At 62.9% G+C, this 15,911-nt stretch carries 14 protein-coding genes; 4 read left to right on the top strand and 10 right to left on the bottom strand.

What is annotated here, in order from left to right:
* Window positions 1-5: 5 nt before the first annotated feature.
* On the top strand, window positions 6-2,696 hold the full coding sequence (locus CAG29_RS24830) for a DEAD/DEAH box helicase (protein ID WP_085584549.1): 2,691 nt from the start codon (window positions 6-8) through the stop codon (window positions 2,694-2,696).
* Window positions 2,697-2,857: 161 nt separating this feature from the next.
* Here CAG29_RS24830 and CAG29_RS24825 read toward each other — a convergent pair whose 3' ends face one another.
* From CAG29_RS24825 to CAG29_RS24815, 3 genes are all read right to left on the bottom strand, one after another.
* Window positions 2,858-3,595, bottom strand: coding sequence for an S-methyl-5'-thioinosine phosphorylase (locus tag CAG29_RS24825; RefSeq protein ID WP_085695288.1), 738 nt, complete (start codon window positions 3,593-3,595; stop codon window positions 2,858-2,860).
* A gap of 12 nt (window positions 3,596-3,607) precedes the next feature.
* The gene (nagZ, locus tag CAG29_RS24820) at window positions 3,608-4,606 is read right to left on the bottom strand and encodes a beta-N-acetylhexosaminidase (RefSeq protein WP_170930408.1); all 999 of its coding nucleotides are present in this window, start codon (window positions 4,604-4,606) and stop codon (window positions 3,608-3,610) included.
* A gap of 168 nt (window positions 4,607-4,774) precedes the next feature.
* Window positions 4,775-5,482 carry a TetR/AcrR family transcriptional regulator gene (locus CAG29_RS24815; RefSeq protein ID WP_085584555.1) on the bottom strand — a complete coding sequence of 236 codons (708 nt, stop codon included), beginning with the start codon at window positions 5,480-5,482 and terminating at the stop codon, window positions 4,775-4,777.
* Between the two features lie 229 nt (window positions 5,483-5,711).
* Here CAG29_RS24815 and lexA point away from each other — a divergent pair, with 229 nt between their 5' ends.
* Together lexA and sulA are read left to right on the top strand one after the other, a co-directional pair.
* Window positions 5,712-6,320, top strand: a complete 609-nt coding sequence (gene lexA, locus CAG29_RS24810) for a transcriptional repressor LexA (protein WP_085584557.1) — start codon at window positions 5,712-5,714, stop codon at window positions 6,318-6,320.
* Between the two features lie 10 nt (window positions 6,321-6,330).
* On the top strand, window positions 6,331-6,804 hold the full coding sequence (sulA, locus tag CAG29_RS24805) for an SOS-induced cell division inhibitor SulA (RefSeq protein WP_085584559.1): 474 nt from the start codon (window positions 6,331-6,333) through the stop codon (window positions 6,802-6,804).
* 67 nt (window positions 6,805-6,871) lie between these two features.
* Here sulA and CAG29_RS24800 read toward each other — a convergent pair whose 3' ends face one another.
* The 7 genes from CAG29_RS24800 to CAG29_RS24765 form a co-directional block, all read right to left on the bottom strand.
* Window positions 6,872-7,105: a hypothetical protein gene (locus CAG29_RS24800; protein WP_003226592.1), complete on the bottom strand. Its 234-nt coding sequence runs from the start codon at window positions 7,103-7,105 to the stop codon at window positions 6,872-6,874.
* A 106-nt stretch (window positions 7,106-7,211) separates the two neighbouring features.
* The gene (locus CAG29_RS24795) at window positions 7,212-7,736 is read right to left on the bottom strand and encodes a DUF6586 family protein (protein WP_085584561.1); all 525 of its coding nucleotides are present in this window, start codon (window positions 7,734-7,736) and stop codon (window positions 7,212-7,214) included.
* Window positions 7,737-7,896: 160 nt separating this feature from the next.
* Window positions 7,897-10,527 (bottom strand): type I DNA topoisomerase, encoded by a 2,631-nt coding sequence (gene topA / locus CAG29_RS24790; protein ID WP_085584563.1) that lies wholly within the window; start codon window positions 10,525-10,527, stop codon window positions 7,897-7,899.
* Between the two features lie 114 nt (window positions 10,528-10,641).
* Entirely contained in the window at window positions 10,642-10,878 is a 237-nt protein-coding gene (locus tag CAG29_RS24785) for a DUF1653 domain-containing protein (protein ID WP_085584565.1), read from the bottom strand.
* A 96-nt stretch (window positions 10,879-10,974) separates the two neighbouring features.
* Window positions 10,975-12,150 carry an acetyl-CoA C-acyltransferase FadA gene (gene fadA / locus CAG29_RS24780; RefSeq protein ID WP_085584567.1) on the bottom strand — a complete coding sequence of 392 codons (1,176 nt, stop codon included), beginning with the start codon at window positions 12,148-12,150 and terminating at the stop codon, window positions 10,975-10,977.
* Between the two features lie 30 nt (window positions 12,151-12,180).
* Entirely contained in the window at window positions 12,181-14,328 is a 2,148-nt protein-coding gene (fadB, locus tag CAG29_RS24775) for a fatty acid oxidation complex subunit alpha FadB (protein WP_085584569.1), read from the bottom strand.
* 537 nt (window positions 14,329-14,865) lie between these two features.
* On the bottom strand, window positions 14,866-15,303 hold the full coding sequence (locus CAG29_RS24765; RefSeq protein WP_085630804.1) for a hypothetical protein: 438 nt from the start codon (window positions 15,301-15,303) through the stop codon (window positions 14,866-14,868).
* 102 nt (window positions 15,304-15,405) lie between these two features.
* On the opposite strand from CAG29_RS24765, the gene CAG29_RS24760 reads away from it, so the two are divergent.
* Window positions 15,406-15,843: a universal stress protein gene (locus CAG29_RS24760; RefSeq protein WP_085584573.1), complete on the top strand. Its 438-nt coding sequence runs from the start codon at window positions 15,406-15,408 to the stop codon at window positions 15,841-15,843.
* The last annotated feature ends 68 nt before the right edge of the window (window positions 15,844-15,911 follow it).

Below are 15,911 nucleotides of genomic sequence, written 5' to 3'. Positions count from 1 at the left end.
TCGTCATGCCATCGCCCCTGAGCAAACCGCTGGCACCCTCCTGGGTCGGCCGGTTCAAGGAACAGAGCCTGGAACGCGGCCGCCGCTACGCGCTGGAAAACCGGGTGCGGATCGTCGAGGCCGGCGACGCCACCATCACCGCCAGCTGCGAAGGCTCCGGCGGCAACGTCTACCGTCAGATCATTCGCCTGCGCGAGTCGGCAAAGGGCACGCTGCTGATGGTCGACGCCACGTGCACCTGCCCGGTCCACAGCAACTGCAAACACTGCGCGGCGGTCCTTTTGCAGGTGCAGGAAACCCTTGAGTACCCGGCGGCGGCGAAGGACGCCGAACTGCTGGAAAAACTCCAGGCCGTCCTCGAAAGCCGCAGCCCCAAGGCACCGCCCCAAGTGCTGGTGGACAATGTCCAGCCGGTGCCGCGCCTGTGGCTGGCCAGCGTCGAGTTCAGCGCGTTCGAGCCGCGCAACGGCAAGATGCAGCGCTACATTCAGCACCGCGCGGCGCTGTCGTTCAGCTATCTGGACGAGTACGTCAGCGGGCAGAAGAACAGCGACATCCTGATCCGCCAGGAAGCGCAGACGCTGCGGATCAAACGCCACCCGGACATCGAGCAGACCTACCGCGAGCAACTGCGCATCCTCGGGTTCCGCATCGCCACCCGGCAGAGCAAGGCCCTGCCCGAAAGCGCCGGCGAACTCTACGAGATGGTCAACGACAGCGCCTGGCTGACCTTCACCCTCAACGACTTGCCGAAACTGCGCACCCAAGGCTGGGAGCTGCAGATCGACGACGAATTCGGCTTCGACCTCACCGCCGTCGACGATTGGTACGCCACCGTCGAACAGACGCCCGAGCGCGACTGGTTCGACCTGGAACTGGGGATCATCGTCAACGGCGAACGCCTGAGCCTGCTGCCGATCCTGCTCAACCTGATGCGCTCGCACACGGAGATTCTCAACCCGGAACGTCTCGCCCGCCGGCGCGACGACGAATTGATCCTGGTGAACATCCCCCAGCGCAACAGCGAGCATGGCCCCCTGCAAGTGGCCCTGCCCCTGGGCCGACTGAAACCGGTGCTGGCGACGCTCGGCGAGTTCTATCTGCAGGAACCGGGCGAAACCGCCCTGCGCCTGAGCAAGGCCGACGCCACCCGGCTCAATTCGCTGGAAGGCCTGCCGCTGCTGTGGGAAGGCGGCGAGCAGATCCGCAGTTTCGCCCAGCGCCTGCGCGACATCCGCGACTACTCCGCCAAGGCGCCCAAAGGCCTGAACGCGACGCTGCGTCCCTATCAGCTCGAAGGCCTGAGCTGGATGCAGTCGCTGCGCCAGTTGGAGGTCGGCGGGATCCTCGCGGACGACATGGGCCTGGGCAAGACCCTGCAGACACTGGCGCACATCCTCTGCGAAAAGAACGCCGGACGCCTGGATCGCCCGAGCATGGTGGTGATGCCCACCAGCCTGATCCCGAACTGGCTCGACGAGGCGGCGCACTTCACTCCGCAGCTCAAGGTGCTCGCGCTGTACGGCGCCGGCCGCAAAAAGCACTTCGGGCACCTGGAGGATTACGATCTGATCCTCACCACCTACGCGCTGCTGCCCAAGGACATCGAGCACCTCGTCCGGCAACCGCTGCATGTGCTGGTGCTGGACGAGGCGCAATACATCAAGAACCCCGGCAGCAAGGCTGCCCAGGCCGCCCGTGAGCTGAACGCCCGCCAGCGCCTGTGCCTGAGCGGCACGCCGCTGGAAAACCATCTGGGCGAACTGTGGTCGCTGTTCCACTTCCTGCTGCCCGGCTGGCTCGGCGACGTCAAAAGCTTCAATGCCGATTACCGGGTGCCGATCGAAAAGCGCGCCAGCGAAGTCAGGCTTTCGCACCTCAACGGTCGGATAAAGCCGTTCCTGCTGCGCCGCACCAAAGAACAGGTGGCGACCGAGCTGCCGCCCAAGACCGAGATCATCCACTGGGTCGAACTCAACGAAGCCCAGCGCGACGTGTACGAAACCATGCGCCTGGCCATGGACAAGAAAGTCCGCGACGAGATCACCCGCAAAGGCGTGGCGCGCAGCCAGATCATTATCCTCGAAGCCCTGCTCAAGCTGCGTCAGGTCTGCTGCGACCTGCGCCTGGTCAGCGACGCCGCCCCGCCCGCCCGCGGCAGCACGTCGGGCAAGCTGGACAGCCTGATGGAGATGCTGGAGGAACTGCTCGACGAGGGCCGGCGGATCCTCCTGTTCTCGCAGTTCACCTCGATGCTGTCGCTGATCGAAGACGAACTGAAGAAACGCAAGGTGGATTACGCGCTGCTGACCGGCCAGACCCGGGACCGGCGCACGCCGGTGAAGGAATTCCAGAGCGGCAAGCGTCAGATCTTTCTGATCAGCCTGAAGGCTGGGGGTGTCGGGTTGAACCTGACCGAAGCGGACACGGTGATTCACTACGACCCGTGGTGGAACCCGGCAACGGAAAACCAGGCCACCGACCGCGCCTACCGGATCGGCCAGGAAAAGCCGGTGTTCGTCTACAAGATGATTGCCCGGGGCACCGTCGAAGAGAAGATTCAGCACCTGCAGAAAGAAAAGTCCGACCTGGCGGCCGGCGTGCTGGATGGGCGCAAGGCCGGAGACTGGAAGCTGCAGAACGATGACATCGAAGCGTTGTTTGCGCCGTTGCCGGACAAGTTCGACAAGCGCTAGGGCCTTGAACGCTTGCGGGCAACCCCTGTGGGCGTTTGCCTGCAAGCGATGAGGCCGGCACCGGCGGTGTCCTCACTGACGCCATCGCCAGCAGGCTGGCTCCCACAGGGATTTCGGCTGCCCACGGGATCCATGAACCGCAACGCGGCGCAGGGCCGGATTCAGCCCTTGAGCACCCGCGCCAGTGTCGATTTCACCTTGCCCATGCCGTCGTGCAGCGCCTGCTCGATCTCGGCCATGGTGATGACCGCCGCGGTCTTGCCCGCCGCCGGGTTCACCACCAGCGACAGACAGGCGTAGTCCAGTTCCAGCTCACGGGCCAGCGCGGCTTCCGGCATGCCGGTCATGCCGACGATGTCGCAGCCGTCACGCTCCAGGCGCACGATTTCCGCCACGGTTTCCAGGCGCGGGCCCTGCGTGCAGGCATAGACGCCTTGGTCGCTGTATTCGCAGCCCTCGGCCGCCAGCGCGGCAATCAACTGCTGGCGCAGCGGCTCGCTGTAGGGAAAGCTGAAGTCGATGTGGGTGACATGCTCCAGGTCATCGGCGAAGAAGGTGTGCTCCCGGCCGCTGGTGTAATCCACGATCTGGTGCGGCACGCAGAAATGCCCGGTGCCCATTGCCGGATGGATCCCGCCCACGGCGTTGACCGCGATGATCGCTTCGGCGCCGGCCTGCTTCAGCGCCCACAGGTTGGCGCGGTAGTTGACCTTGTGCGGCGGGAAACGGTGCGGGTGGCCGTGGCGGGCCAGGAACAGCACTTCCTTGCCGGCGTACTCACCGATCTGCACCTCGGCCGAGGGCGCTCCATAGGGCGTGTCCAGCGCCAGCGAGCGGCGGATGCTCAAGCCTTCCAGCTGGGTCAGCCCGGTGCCGCCGATAATCGCGTAAACCGTCATAGCGAAGAATCCTTAATCAATCAGTTGAGCGTTTTTGAGCGCGCCGAGGGCGGTGAGCCAGCGCGGATCCTGACGGTAGTCGGTGCTGGCGAACGCCTGCCCGCGCATCCTGGCAATGCGTGCGGACGGCTTGACCTTCAGGCGCTGCGCCGCGCTCAGGGCGAGCTCGGCGGCGGCGCGGTCGTTGCAGACCAGGCCCATGTCGCAACCCGCGCTGAGCGCCGCCTCGATGCGGCTGGCGGCATCGCCCACCACATGGGCGCCGGCCATCGACAGGTCGTCGCTGAAGATCACGCCGTCGAACTGCAGCTCGCCGCGCAGGATGTCCTGCAGCCAGCGACGGGAGAACCCGGCCGGCTGCGCGTCGACCTGTGGGTAAATGACGTGGGCCGGCATTACGGCGGCCAACTGTTTGCTCAGCCTGGCGAAAGGCACCAGATCCTTGGCGCGGATCTCGTCGAGGCTGCGCTCATCGTTCGGAATCGCCACGTGGGAGTCCGCCTCAGCCCAGCCATGGCCGGGAAAGTGCTTGCCGGTGGCCGCCATCCCGGCGCTGTTCATGCCGCGGATGAAGGCGCCGGCCAGCAGCGCGGCACGCTCGGGATCCCCTTCGAAGGAACGGGTGCCCACCACGGCGCTACGCTGGTGATCCAGGTCGAGCACCGGCGCGAAGCTCAGGTCGAGCCCCACCGCCAGCACTTCGGTGGCCATGATCCAGCCGCACTGTTCGGCCAGGTATTCGGCGTTCGGGTTGTCGGCGATCGCCCGCATGGCCGGCAGCCGCACGAAGCCCTGACGCAGACGCTGCACCCGGCCGCCCTCCTGGTCCACCGCCAGCAACAGGTCGGGACGCACCGCGCGGATCGCCGCGCTCAGCTCCCGCACCTGACGCGGGTGTTCGATGTTGCGGGCGAAAATGATCAGGCCGCCCACTTCGGGCTGACGCAACAGTTGGCGATCTTCGGCCGTCAGCCAGGTACCGGCGACGTCCACCATCAACGAGCCTTGCAGGCCAGCAGTCATAGGAATTCCTTGATAACGAAAAACCCGCTCCACGGACAACCGCCGCCCGGGGCATTGCCCGGCGGGTCGGCGATTTCATCGGGGAACGGGTTCAGAACGAGAGTCGGCATGGGCGGCTAGCTTAGCGGATGTCCGCCGCCGCGCCCACCCGTTTGGTCAGGCCTTGGCGGCCACCGGGGCGGTTTTGCTGCGGGGGCGCAGTTGCGCGGCGGCCATGGCGTCATCGGTGACGCCGCTTTCGGCGCGCATGCCGGCGGCGAGGAACGGCACCATCAGGCGCATCACCTGCTCGATGGACGTGTTGATGCCGAAATCGGTTTCGGCGATGGCGCGCAACGCCTTGATCCCGGACATGCTGAACGCGGCGGCACCGAGCATGAAATGCACGCGCCAGAACAGCTCGATGGGCGGAATGCGCGGAGCGGCCTCGTTGACCAGCAGCATGTAGCGGCGGAACACCTTGCCGTACATGTCTTCGAGGTAACGGCGCAGGTGCCCCTGGCTCTGGCTGAAGGCCAGGCCCAGCAAGCGCATGAAGATCGACAGGTCGTTGCCGCTGCGGGGCTGGACCACCAAGGCCTGCTCGACCAGGATCTCCAGCAGCTCCTCAAGGGATGCCTTGTGCTCCGGCTTGGCCTGGCGGCGCTCCAGCTCCTTGTCGAGGCTGATGCAGAACGGCCCGAGGAACCGAGAGAAGACCGCCTGGATGAGCGCCTTCTTGGAACCGAAATGGTAATTCACCGCCGCCAGGTTGACCCCGGCCTTGCTGGTGATCAAACGCAACGAGGTTTCGGCGAAACCTTTCTCCGCGAACAATTGCTCGGCAGCATCGAGAATGCGTTCAACGGTTTCCGACTGGGCCATGGCTACTCCGCCTGACAAACACTTGTTTGAAACATACGTTTCAGCCCATGCCTTGTCAAGCCTGCCGGTTCGTTTTGAGAACGGTCGGTCAGGTATTTAACCACACAAGGCCGCGCCTTTGACGGGCGCCGTCGCCGACCGTCCGGCGGGCTGCCGAAAAACGAGCATTGCCAAGCCTCTCACACTGTATATAATCCCAGTCACTGTATAAAAAGACAGAGCGATCAATATGCTTAAGCTGACGCCACGCCAAGCCGAGATTCTGGCCTTTATCAAACGCTGCCTCGAAGACAACGGCTACCCGCCGACCCGCGCGGAAATCGCTCAGGAACTGGGCTTCAAGTCCCCCAACGCCGCCGAGGAACACCTCAAGGCCCTGGCCCGCAAGGGCGCGATCGAGATGACGCCCGGCGCTTCCCGCGGCATCCGCATTCCCGATTTCGAAGCCAAGGTCGACGAATCCACACTGCCGATCATCGGCCGCGTGGCTGCCGGCGCCCCCATCCTGGCCCAGCAACATATCGAAGAGTCCTGCAACATCAATCCTGCCTTCTTCCATCCGCGCGCCGACTATCTGCTGCGCGTGCACGGCATGAGCATGAAGGACATCGGCATTTTCGACGGTGACCTGCTGGCGGTTCACACCACCCGGGAGGCCCGCAACGGCCAGATCGTCGTGGCCCGGATCGGTGACGAAGTGACCGTCAAGCGTTTCAAGCGCGACGGCAGCAAGGTCTGGCTGATCGCCGAAAACCCTGAGTTCGCCCCTATCGAAGTCAACCTCCAGGACCAGGAACTGGTCATCGAAGGTTTGAGTGTCGGCGTGATCCGCCGCTAAAGGAGGCTGTATGCAGTTCCCTCACACACCTCAGCAAACCCAACTGCCATTGTTCGAAGCTTTTTTGGCGCAACCGATGGCGCCAGTCCTGAAGGACATCGTCGAGCGTCCCTGGAATGCCGCCCCCGAAGTCTTCAGCGAACTGTCACTGCGAGGCGCTGCCGGGAACTGCCTGAACCTGCTGGCCCCCATTCTTCGTGACCTGAGCGAAGAGCAGGACGCCCGCTGGCTGACCTTGATCGCGCCACCCGCAAGCCTGACCCAGGCCTGGCTGCGGGATGCCGGCCTGAACCGCGAACGGATCCTGCTGCTGCAACCACGCGGCGCCCAAAGCGCTCAGCAACTGGCCTGTGAGGCATTGCGCCTGGGGCGCAGCCACACCGTGGTCACCTGGCTCAACCCTCTCAGCCCTGGCTCACGACAACAGCTTATCGGCGCCGCCCGTGCCGGGGACGCTCAAAGCCTGAACATTCGATTGGGTTGACTGAGCGAGGAACGCTCTGTTTCAAGCTCCGGGCCTCTCCAGGGACAGAGAAGCCCGACCGACGGGATCAATGCAGAACCCGTGGCCCTTCCTCTTTGTCGAACTCGCCTTCGACCATGCGACCTGCCATCTGGACACCGACGCTGAGCATCGCCTTGGCGATTTCCACGTGCTGACCCTGAAGGAACGCCTTGGCATCCTCGGAGAAATCCAGAGTCACCAGGGAGCCTTCATCTTCGGCCCTGCGCAGTTCGATTCGGCCGTCTGGTAACTCGACAATCTCTAGAAAGGACGTTGGCATATGGGTCTGTTCTCCACGAAAGGCAGCGATTATATAGAGATCGTCAAGGCTTCGCTCGGGATCTTGACCAGCAGCATGTTGGCTGCCACCCGTGCCCCGCAGCCCGTCAGCACTCGTTCAGTCCTTCGCGGAAGCGAATCGCCAATTCCTTGAGATTCTGCCGCCAGGCTTCCAACTCTTCCCGGCCCAGCTCTGCAGGCGCCTCTTCCTCATCCAGGTTAACCGCCTGAATCAACGGCTGCGTCACATCCCCCTTGGGCTTGTGCGGCACCCGAGGCGGCTGGAACATGGCCGAATGCGCAGCCAGCAGCTTCGCCAGCCAGGTCTCCGGATTGCCCGCCAGCTCGATCATCTCGGCCAGTTCCGGAATCGCGATCGACTCCAGCACATCGCGGTTCAGCAACGCTTCCGCCCGTGACGCACCTGCCTGCGGCAGCCGGTAGAAACCGGCGATCTCATGGCAGAGCCCCAGCAACGCACCGTACAGGTGAAACAGCGCCGACTCGCGCCCGGCCTGGATCAACGCCAACGCGTTCATGGCCCGCCCTTCTTCGGCCCTGGCCAAGGCCTCCAGCGACAAACCGGCAAAATAGATTTTCTGGTTGGTACGGGTATAGAGCTCATGTGCCATGCCGGCAGTCCCCACATCGAAATGATTGCGTCACACAGGTCGGACAGTGTCATGGATCATCCGATGCGTCCGCAAGCACAAAACAGAAAGGCCGGATGAAACCTTGGGTTCCATCCGGCCTTTGCGTTCAGATCGCCGACAATGCCGGGCTATTGCCCGATCAAGCCTTGGCTTTCGCCGGGCGCTTGTCTTCGACCGTCCACTTGCCGCCGTCGTAGTACGCCTTCCAGCCGGTCGGCTTGCTGTCCACTTCGGACTGCACGTACTGCTCCTTGGTCTTGCGGCTGTAACGGATCACCGTCGGCAGGCCGTCAGGGTCTTTCTGCGGCGCTTCGCACAGGAAGTGGTACTTCGGATCGATCTCGTCCTTGTGCGGCAGGATCTCAAGCACCAGCGGCGCGCGCGTCTCGCGGTTCTTCGGGAACTGGCTGGCGGCCAGGAACAGACCGGAAGCACCGTCGCGCAGGATGTAGGTATCATCGACCTTTTCGCACTTGAGCTCAGGCATCTTCACCGGGTCCATCTTCGGCGGCGCCGCGTCACCGCTCTTGAGCAGCTTGCGGGTGTTCTTGCAGGTCGCATTGGTGCAACCGAAGAACTTGCCGAAACGACCGGTCTTGAGCTGCATCTCGCTGCCGCACTTGTCGCATTCCAGGCTCGGGCCTTCATAACCCTTGATACGATAGCTGCCCTCTTCGATCTCGTAGCCGGCGCAATCCGGGTTGTTGCCGCAGATGTGCAGCTTGCGCTTCTCGTCGAGCAGGTAGGCGTCCATCGCCGTGCTGCAGATCGGGCAGCGATGCTTGCCGCGCAGCACCAGGGACTCCGATTCGCCCTCGTCGTCCGCCGCGATTTCGTCGCCCGGCACCAGGTTGACGGTGGCCTTGCAGCGTTCCTTCGGCGGCAGGCTGTAGCCCGAGCAGCCGAGGAACACACCCGTGGACGCAGTACGGATCTGCATCGGACGGCCGCAGGTCTGGCACGGAATGTCGGTCATCACGGGCTGGTTGGCGCGCATGCCGCTGTCCGGGTTCTCTGCCACCTCAAGCTTCTTCTTGAAGTCGCCGTAGAACTCGTCCAGCACGTTCTTCCAGTCGCGCTCACCTTCGGCCACGTCGTCGAGGTTCTCTTCCATGCCGGCGGTGAAACCGTAGTCCATGAGGTTCGAGAAGCTCTCCGAGAGACGTTCGGTGACGATGTCGCCCATCTTTTCCGAATAGAAACGACGGTTATGCAGGGTCACGTAACCGCGATCCTGAATGGTCGAAATGATCGCCGCATAAGTCGACGGACGGCCGATGCCGCGCTTTTCCATTTCCTTGACCAGGCTGGCTTCCGAATAGCGGGCCGGCGGCTTGGTGAAGTGCTGGGACGGATCGAGCTTGATCAGCTTCATCGCGTCGCCTTGTGCCATGTCCGGCAGCACGTCGTCATCGCCGGGCTTGGCGATCTGCGGCAGGACCCGGGTGTAGCCGTCGAACTTGAGGATGCGGCCCTTGGCGCGCAGCTCGAAGTCGCCGGCCGCCACGCTGACGGTGGTCGACAGGTACTGCGCCGGAAGCATCTGGCAGGCCAGGAACTGGCGCCAGATCAGCTCGTAGAGGCGCTCGGCGTCGCGCTCCATGCCCGACAGCTTGCTCGGTACGGTGTTGGCATCGGACGGACGGATCGCTTCGTGAGCCTCCTGGGCGCCTTCCTTGCTGCTGTAGACGTTCGGCGACTCCGGCAGGTACTTCTTGCCGAACTCGCTTTCGATGTAGGTGCGCGCCATCGCCACGGCATCGGCCGACAGGTTGGTGGAGTCGGTACGCATGTAGGTGATGTAGCCGGCCTCATACAAGCGCTGAGCCATCATCATGGTCTTCTTCACGCCGAAGCCCAGGCGGTTGCTCGCGGCCTGCTGCAGGGTGGAGGTGATGAACGGCGCCGACGGCTTGCTGCTGGTCGGCTTGTCTTCGCGCTTGACGATGCTGTAGCTGGACGCCTTGAGCTTCTCCAGCGCGGCCAGGGTCTGGGCCTCGTTCAGCGGCTTGAAGGCTTCACCCTTTTCGCGGGCCACTTCGAAGCGCACGGTGGAGCCCTTGGCGGTGCCGAGGTCAGCGTGCACCTCCCAGTACTCTTCCGGGTTGAAGGCACGGATCTCACGCTCGCGCTCGACCACCAGCTTCACCGCCACCGACTGCACGCGGCCGGCGGACAGGCCACGGGCGATCTTGGCCCACAGCAGCGGCGAAACCATGTAGCCGACGACGCGGTCGAGGAAACGGCGGGCCTGCTGGGCATTGACGCGGTCGATGTCGAGCTCGCCCGGCTCCGAGAAGGCGTCCTGGATCGCCTTCTTGGTGATTTCGTTGAACACCACGCGCTTGTAGCGGCTGTCGTCACCGCCGATGGCTTCGCGCAGGTGCCAGGCAATGGCTTCCCCTTCGCGGTCCAAGTCCGTCGCCAGATAGATGGTGTCGGCGTCCTTGGCGAGGCGGCGCAACTCTTCGATGACCTTTTCCTTGCCCGGAAGGATCTCGTACTTGGCTTTCCAGCCGTGGTCGGGATCCACACCCATGCGCGAAACCAGCTGCTTGCGCGCCTTTTCCTTCGGCGACAGCGCGGGGGCCTCGCCGGCGGCGGCCTTGCCGCGCTTGGCGGCAGGCTCCTTGGTGGCGCTAGCCGAACCGCTGGTGGGCAGGTCTCGGATATGGCCGATACTCGACTTCACCACGTATTGGTTGCCCAGATACTTGTTGATGGTCTTGGCCTTAGCCGGGGATTCCACAATGACCAGCGATTTGCCCATGGATCGGAAAATTCCTGAATTCTAGAAGTGAAAGGCGGTTGGCGCCTGACGCGGCACCGCTATATATAGTGGCTACAAGGTGAGGTCAAGCGCAGGGTTCTGCGCGCACTCGCCTCACGGCCCGGTAAAAATGCTCGGTTCGGCCTGCACCAAAGCAAAGCGTGGCACCTGCTCGCCGTCAACCTCGACGGACTCCAGAAACATGCTCAAGGGACGTACCCAGAAGCCGTAATCGCCATACAGGGCTTGGTAAAAGACCACTTCCTCTTCGGTCTCGGAATGCCGCGCGACACTGAATACGCGGTACTGCGGACCTTTGTAATGCTGGTACAGCCCAGGTTGTATCGGCATGCTTCGGCCCTCACTCAAATCTTTTCAAAATAAAAACAAAAAAACCGCAAAAACAAAAACCGGGGCACTGGGCCCCGGCTTCCGTCGACGAGTCGCTTAAACGCGTTCGAAGACGGTGGAGATGCCTTGGCCAAGACCAATGCACATGGTGGCCACCCCGAAGGTGCCGCCATTCTGCTTCATCACGTTGAGCAAGGTGCCGGAAATCCGTGCACCGGAGCAACCGAACGGGTGACCCAGGGCGATCGCGCCGCCGTGCAGGTTAACCTTCTCGTTCATCTTGTCGAGCACTTTCAGGTCTTTGAGCACTGGCAGGGCCTGTGCCGCGAACGCTTCGTTGAGCTCGAAGAAGTCGATGTCATTGATGCCCAGGCCCGCACGCTTCAGGGCTTTCTGCGTGGCCGGCACCGGGCCGTAGCCCATGATCGCCGGGTCCACGCCCGCCACCGCCATCGAACGGATCACCGCCATCGGCTGGATGCCCAGGTCCTGTGCGCGCTGCGCCGACATCACGATCATGCACGAGGCACCGTCGGTGATCTGCGACGAAGTGCCCGCCGTCACGGTGCCGCCCTTCGGGTTGAAGGCCGGCTTCAGGGTCGCCAGGCTTTCCAGGGTGGTTTCCGGACGAATGGTTTCGTCGTAGTCGAAGGTTTTCAGGAAACCGTTCTCGTCGTAGCCCTGCATCGGGATGATCTCATCCTTGAACTTGCCCTCAACGGTCGCCTTGTGGGCGAGCTGGTGGGAGCGCAGGCCGAAGGCGTCCTGCTGCTCACGGGTGATGCCGTGCATCTTGCCGAGCATTTCGGCCGTCAGGCCCATCATGCCCGACGCCTTGGCCGCGTACAGCGACATGTGCGGGTTCGGATCGACGCCGTGCATCATGCTCACGTGACCCATATGCTCGACGCCGCCCACCACGAACACGTCACCGTTGCCGGTCATGATCGCTTGCGCTGCGGTGTGCAGGGCGCTCATCGACGAACCGCACAGGCGGCTGACGGTCTGGCCGGCCGAGGTGTGCGGGATCTGGGTCATCAGCGACGCCATGCGCGCGATGTTCCAGCCTTGCTCCAGGGTCTGGTTCACGCAGCCCCAGATCACGTCCTCGACTTCCGCCGGGTCGACCTTGGTGTTGCGTTCCAGCAGTTTGCTGATCAGGTGCGCCGACATGTCTTCGGCGCGGGTGTTGCGGTGCATGCCGCCCTTGGAGCGGCCCATCGGAGTACGACCGAAGTCGACGATCACGACGTCTCTAGGATTCAAGCTCATACGTTCACTCTCACTCTAGTTTGGGGGCGCTTAACCGAAGAAGCTCTGGCCGTTCTTGGCCATTTCGCGCAGCTTCGCGGTCGGGTGGTACAGCGCGCCCAAGTCAGCGTACTGGTCGGCCAGGGCAACGAACTCGGCAACACCGATCGAATCGATGTAGCGCAGCGCACCGCCACGGAATGGAGGGAAACCGATGCCGTAGACCAGGCCCATATCGGCTTCGGCGGCGGTTTCGACGATGCCGTCTTCCAGGCAACGAACGGTTTCCAGGCACAGCGGGATCATCATCCAGTTGATGATGTCTTCGTCGGTGACTTCGCGCTGCTCGTAGACGATCGGCTTGAGCACTTCGAGCACCGACGGGTCGGCGACCTTCTTCTGCTTGCCTTTCTTGTCGGCCTCGTAGGCGTAGAAGCCCTTGCCGTTCTTCTGGCCCAGGCGCTTGGCTTCGTACAGCACGTCCACGGCCGAACGACGGTCGTCCTTCATGCGGTCAGGGAAGCCGTCAGCCATCACGTCACGGCCGTGGTGGCCGGTGTCGATGCCGACCACGTCCATCAGGTAGGCCGGGCCCATCGGCCAGCCGAACTTTTCCATGACCTTGTCGATGCGCACGAAGTCCACACCGGCGCTGACCAGCTTGGCGAAACCGCCGAAGTACGGGAACAGCACGCGGTTGACCAGGAAGCCCGGGCAGTCGTTGACGACGATCGGGTTCTTGCCCATTTTCTTGGCGTAGGCAACGGTGGTGGCGACGGCCAGCTCGCTGGACTTCTCGCCACGGATCACTTCCACCAGCGGCATCATGTGCACCGGGTTGAAGAAGTGCATGCCGACGAAGTTTTCCGGACGCTTGAGGGCCTTGGCCAGCAGGCTGATGGAAATGGTCGAGGTGTTGGACGCCAGGATGGTGTCCTCCTTGACCTGGTCTTCCACTTCGGCCAGCACGGCTTGCTTGACTTTCGGGTTCTCGACGACCGCTTCGACCACCAGATCGACGTGGCCGAAATCGCCGTAGGACAGCGTAGGACGGATGCCGTTGAGCACTTCAGCCATCTTCGCTGCGGTCATGCGACCCTTGTCGACGCGGCTCACCAGCAGCTTGGCCGCTTCGGCCAGGCCTTGCTCGATGCCGTGCTCGTTGATGTCCTTCATCAGGATCGGCGTGCCTTTGGAGGCCGACTGATAGGCGATGCCGCCACCCATGATGCCGGCGCCCAATACGGCGGCCTGCTTCACGTCCTGGGCGATCTCATCGTAGGCCTTGGCCTTTTTCTTCAGTTCCTGATCGTTCAGGAACAGGCCGATCAGGCTCTGCGCAGCGGAGGTCTTGGCCAGTTTGACGAAGCCGGCGGCTTCGACTTCCAGGGCCTTGTCGCGACCGAAGTTCGCGGCTTTCTGGATGGTCTTGATCGCTTCGACCGGGGCCGGGTAGTTCGGACCGGCCTGACCGGCCACGAAACCCTTGGCGGTTTCGAAAGCCATCATCTGCTCGATGGCGTTGAGCTTGAGCTTGTCCAGCTTCGGCTGACGCTTGGCCTTGAAGTCGAACTCGCCGGAGATGGCGCGCTTGATCAGTTGCACAGCGGCGTCGTGCAGCTTCTCGGGAGCGACCACCGCGTCGACGGCGCCGACCTTCAGCGCGTCTTCAGGACGGTTTTCCTTGCCGGCGGCGATCCACTCGATGGCGTTGTCGGCACCGATCAGGCGCGGCAGGCGCACGGTGCCGCCGAAGCCCGGGTAGATGCCCAGCTTGACTTCCGGCAGACCGATCTTGGCCTTGGTGGACATGACGCGGTAATCGGCCGCCAGGCACATTTCCAGACCGCCGCCCAAGGCGATGCCGTTGATCGCGGCCACGGTCGGCACGTTGAGGTCTTCGAAATCGCTGAAGATCTTGTTGGCTTCGAGATTGCCAGCAACCAGCTCGGCATCCGGCAGCTTGAAGTTGTCGACAAATTCGGTGATGTCGGCGCCGACGATGAAGACGTCCTTGCCACTGCTGACGATCACGCCCTTGATCGAAGCATCTGCCTTGATGGTGTCCACGGCCTGACGCAGTTCGTTCAGGGTAAGACGGTTGAACTTGTTGACGGACTCACCCTTGAGGTCGAAATTCAATTCGACGATGCCACTTTCAAGAGCTTTAACCGTGATGGCTTTACCTTCGTAAATCATCAACTGATCTCCACGATATGGAAGCTGAACAGTACACGTCGGACGCAGGCAACCGGCTCGCAGGACGTTTTTTTCGTCGATGCTGACGCCAATCCACCCGGCACACCCGCCAACGCGATAGTCGGGAATCTGTAGGAGCAGTCTGCAATACAAACGCTCAATTCATACGCCCGTTTGATTTGGGTACGCCACATTCACGGAATTTCCGACAATTGTCAATCGCCCGAAATACCGGTTCAAACGCGACCTTACGGTCATTTCCGTAGGACACAGGCCACCGCTCACGGTTGCATGTGAGTACATTCATAAGATCAATCATTAGAAAAGTCGCCCTAATTCCCGGCGAGCCCCGCACAACGGGCTACGCTCTCGGGAGGACGCAGGAAAACAGCCGCATCCAGGCGAACGAACAGGATCGCGCTACGCCCCAGAAGATTTTCCGGCCTGCCTGGCCACCCCGCCCGATGAATCATGTCGGGCTTTTTATTGCGCGTCTGCCGGACGTTTCGCACCGTTGCGGCACGAAACGTCCCTGGATCACGCCAGCGCTTTCAGCGTGGCGTCTATGTCCTGCAAGACGCTGGCCTCGCCTTTCTCGCCCCAATACAGGGCGATCATCTGCTTATCTGCCTCGACCTTGAAGACATTGGCCGGCAACTTCAGGAAATGATCGAGCAGCGCCGGGTCTTCGCAGGCCTCCTGCCACTGATTGACCCAGACCCCGGCAGACTTCTGCCAGTAGGCCCAGCACGCAGGCCGGCTGCCGCGCCGCGGCCGGTGGTACTGCGCGCACGGGCTCGGCGGCTCCTGCGACAGCCAGTGCGGCCATTCCTGGGGCGCCAATTGCATGGCCAGGCCCAGGCGCCGCGCCTCCATGCGCAGGGCCATGCGGCCGCTCTGCACACGTGACGGGCGCAACCATGCCAGCGGACTCAACACCACCAGCAGGATTGACACCACCAGCCAGACCGTCATATCTCTACTCCCGTTTTTGGATGAGCCCATTGCTTCAGTTCGGAACCAATGCGCTTGAAACCAGCCATACTTAACACTATCGAATCCTCTGGAGGCGCCACCATGCCCTACCACCACATCCTGGTCGCCGTCGACCTGACCGAAGAATGCGACCCCGTGATCCACCGCGCCCGCGAGCTGTCGGTGAGCAACGGCGCCAAGCTGTCGCTGGTGCATATCGTCGAGCCGATGGCTATGGCCTTCGGCGGTGACGTGCCGATGGATCTGTCACAACTGCAACAGCAGCAGTTCGACCAGGCCAAGGAGCGCCTGGAGCGCCTCAAGCACAAGTACAGCGAGCTGGAAAGCGCCAACTGCCACCTGACCTACGGCCAGCCGCGCCAGGAAATCCACCATTTCGCCAAAGAGCAGGAATGCGACCTGATCGTGGTCGGCAGCCATGGCCGGCACGGCCTGGCGCTGCTGTTGGGTTCGACCGCCAACGATGTGCTGCACGGCGCGCCGTGCGATGTGCTGGCGGTGCACCTGATCAAGCGCTGAGTTTCTCTCCAGCGTCCAACCCGGATGCGAAAAGCCCGGCGCCCATCACTGGACGCCGGGCTTTTCCG

Source organism: Pseudomonas sp. B7(2017) (assembly GCF_002112745.1).
Lineage (GTDB): Bacteria > Pseudomonadota > Gammaproteobacteria > Pseudomonadales > Pseudomonadaceae > Aquipseudomonas > Aquipseudomonas ekonensis.
Note: the sequence above shows the minus strand (reverse complement) of the source record. Positions and strands in the feature narration are given on the sequence as shown.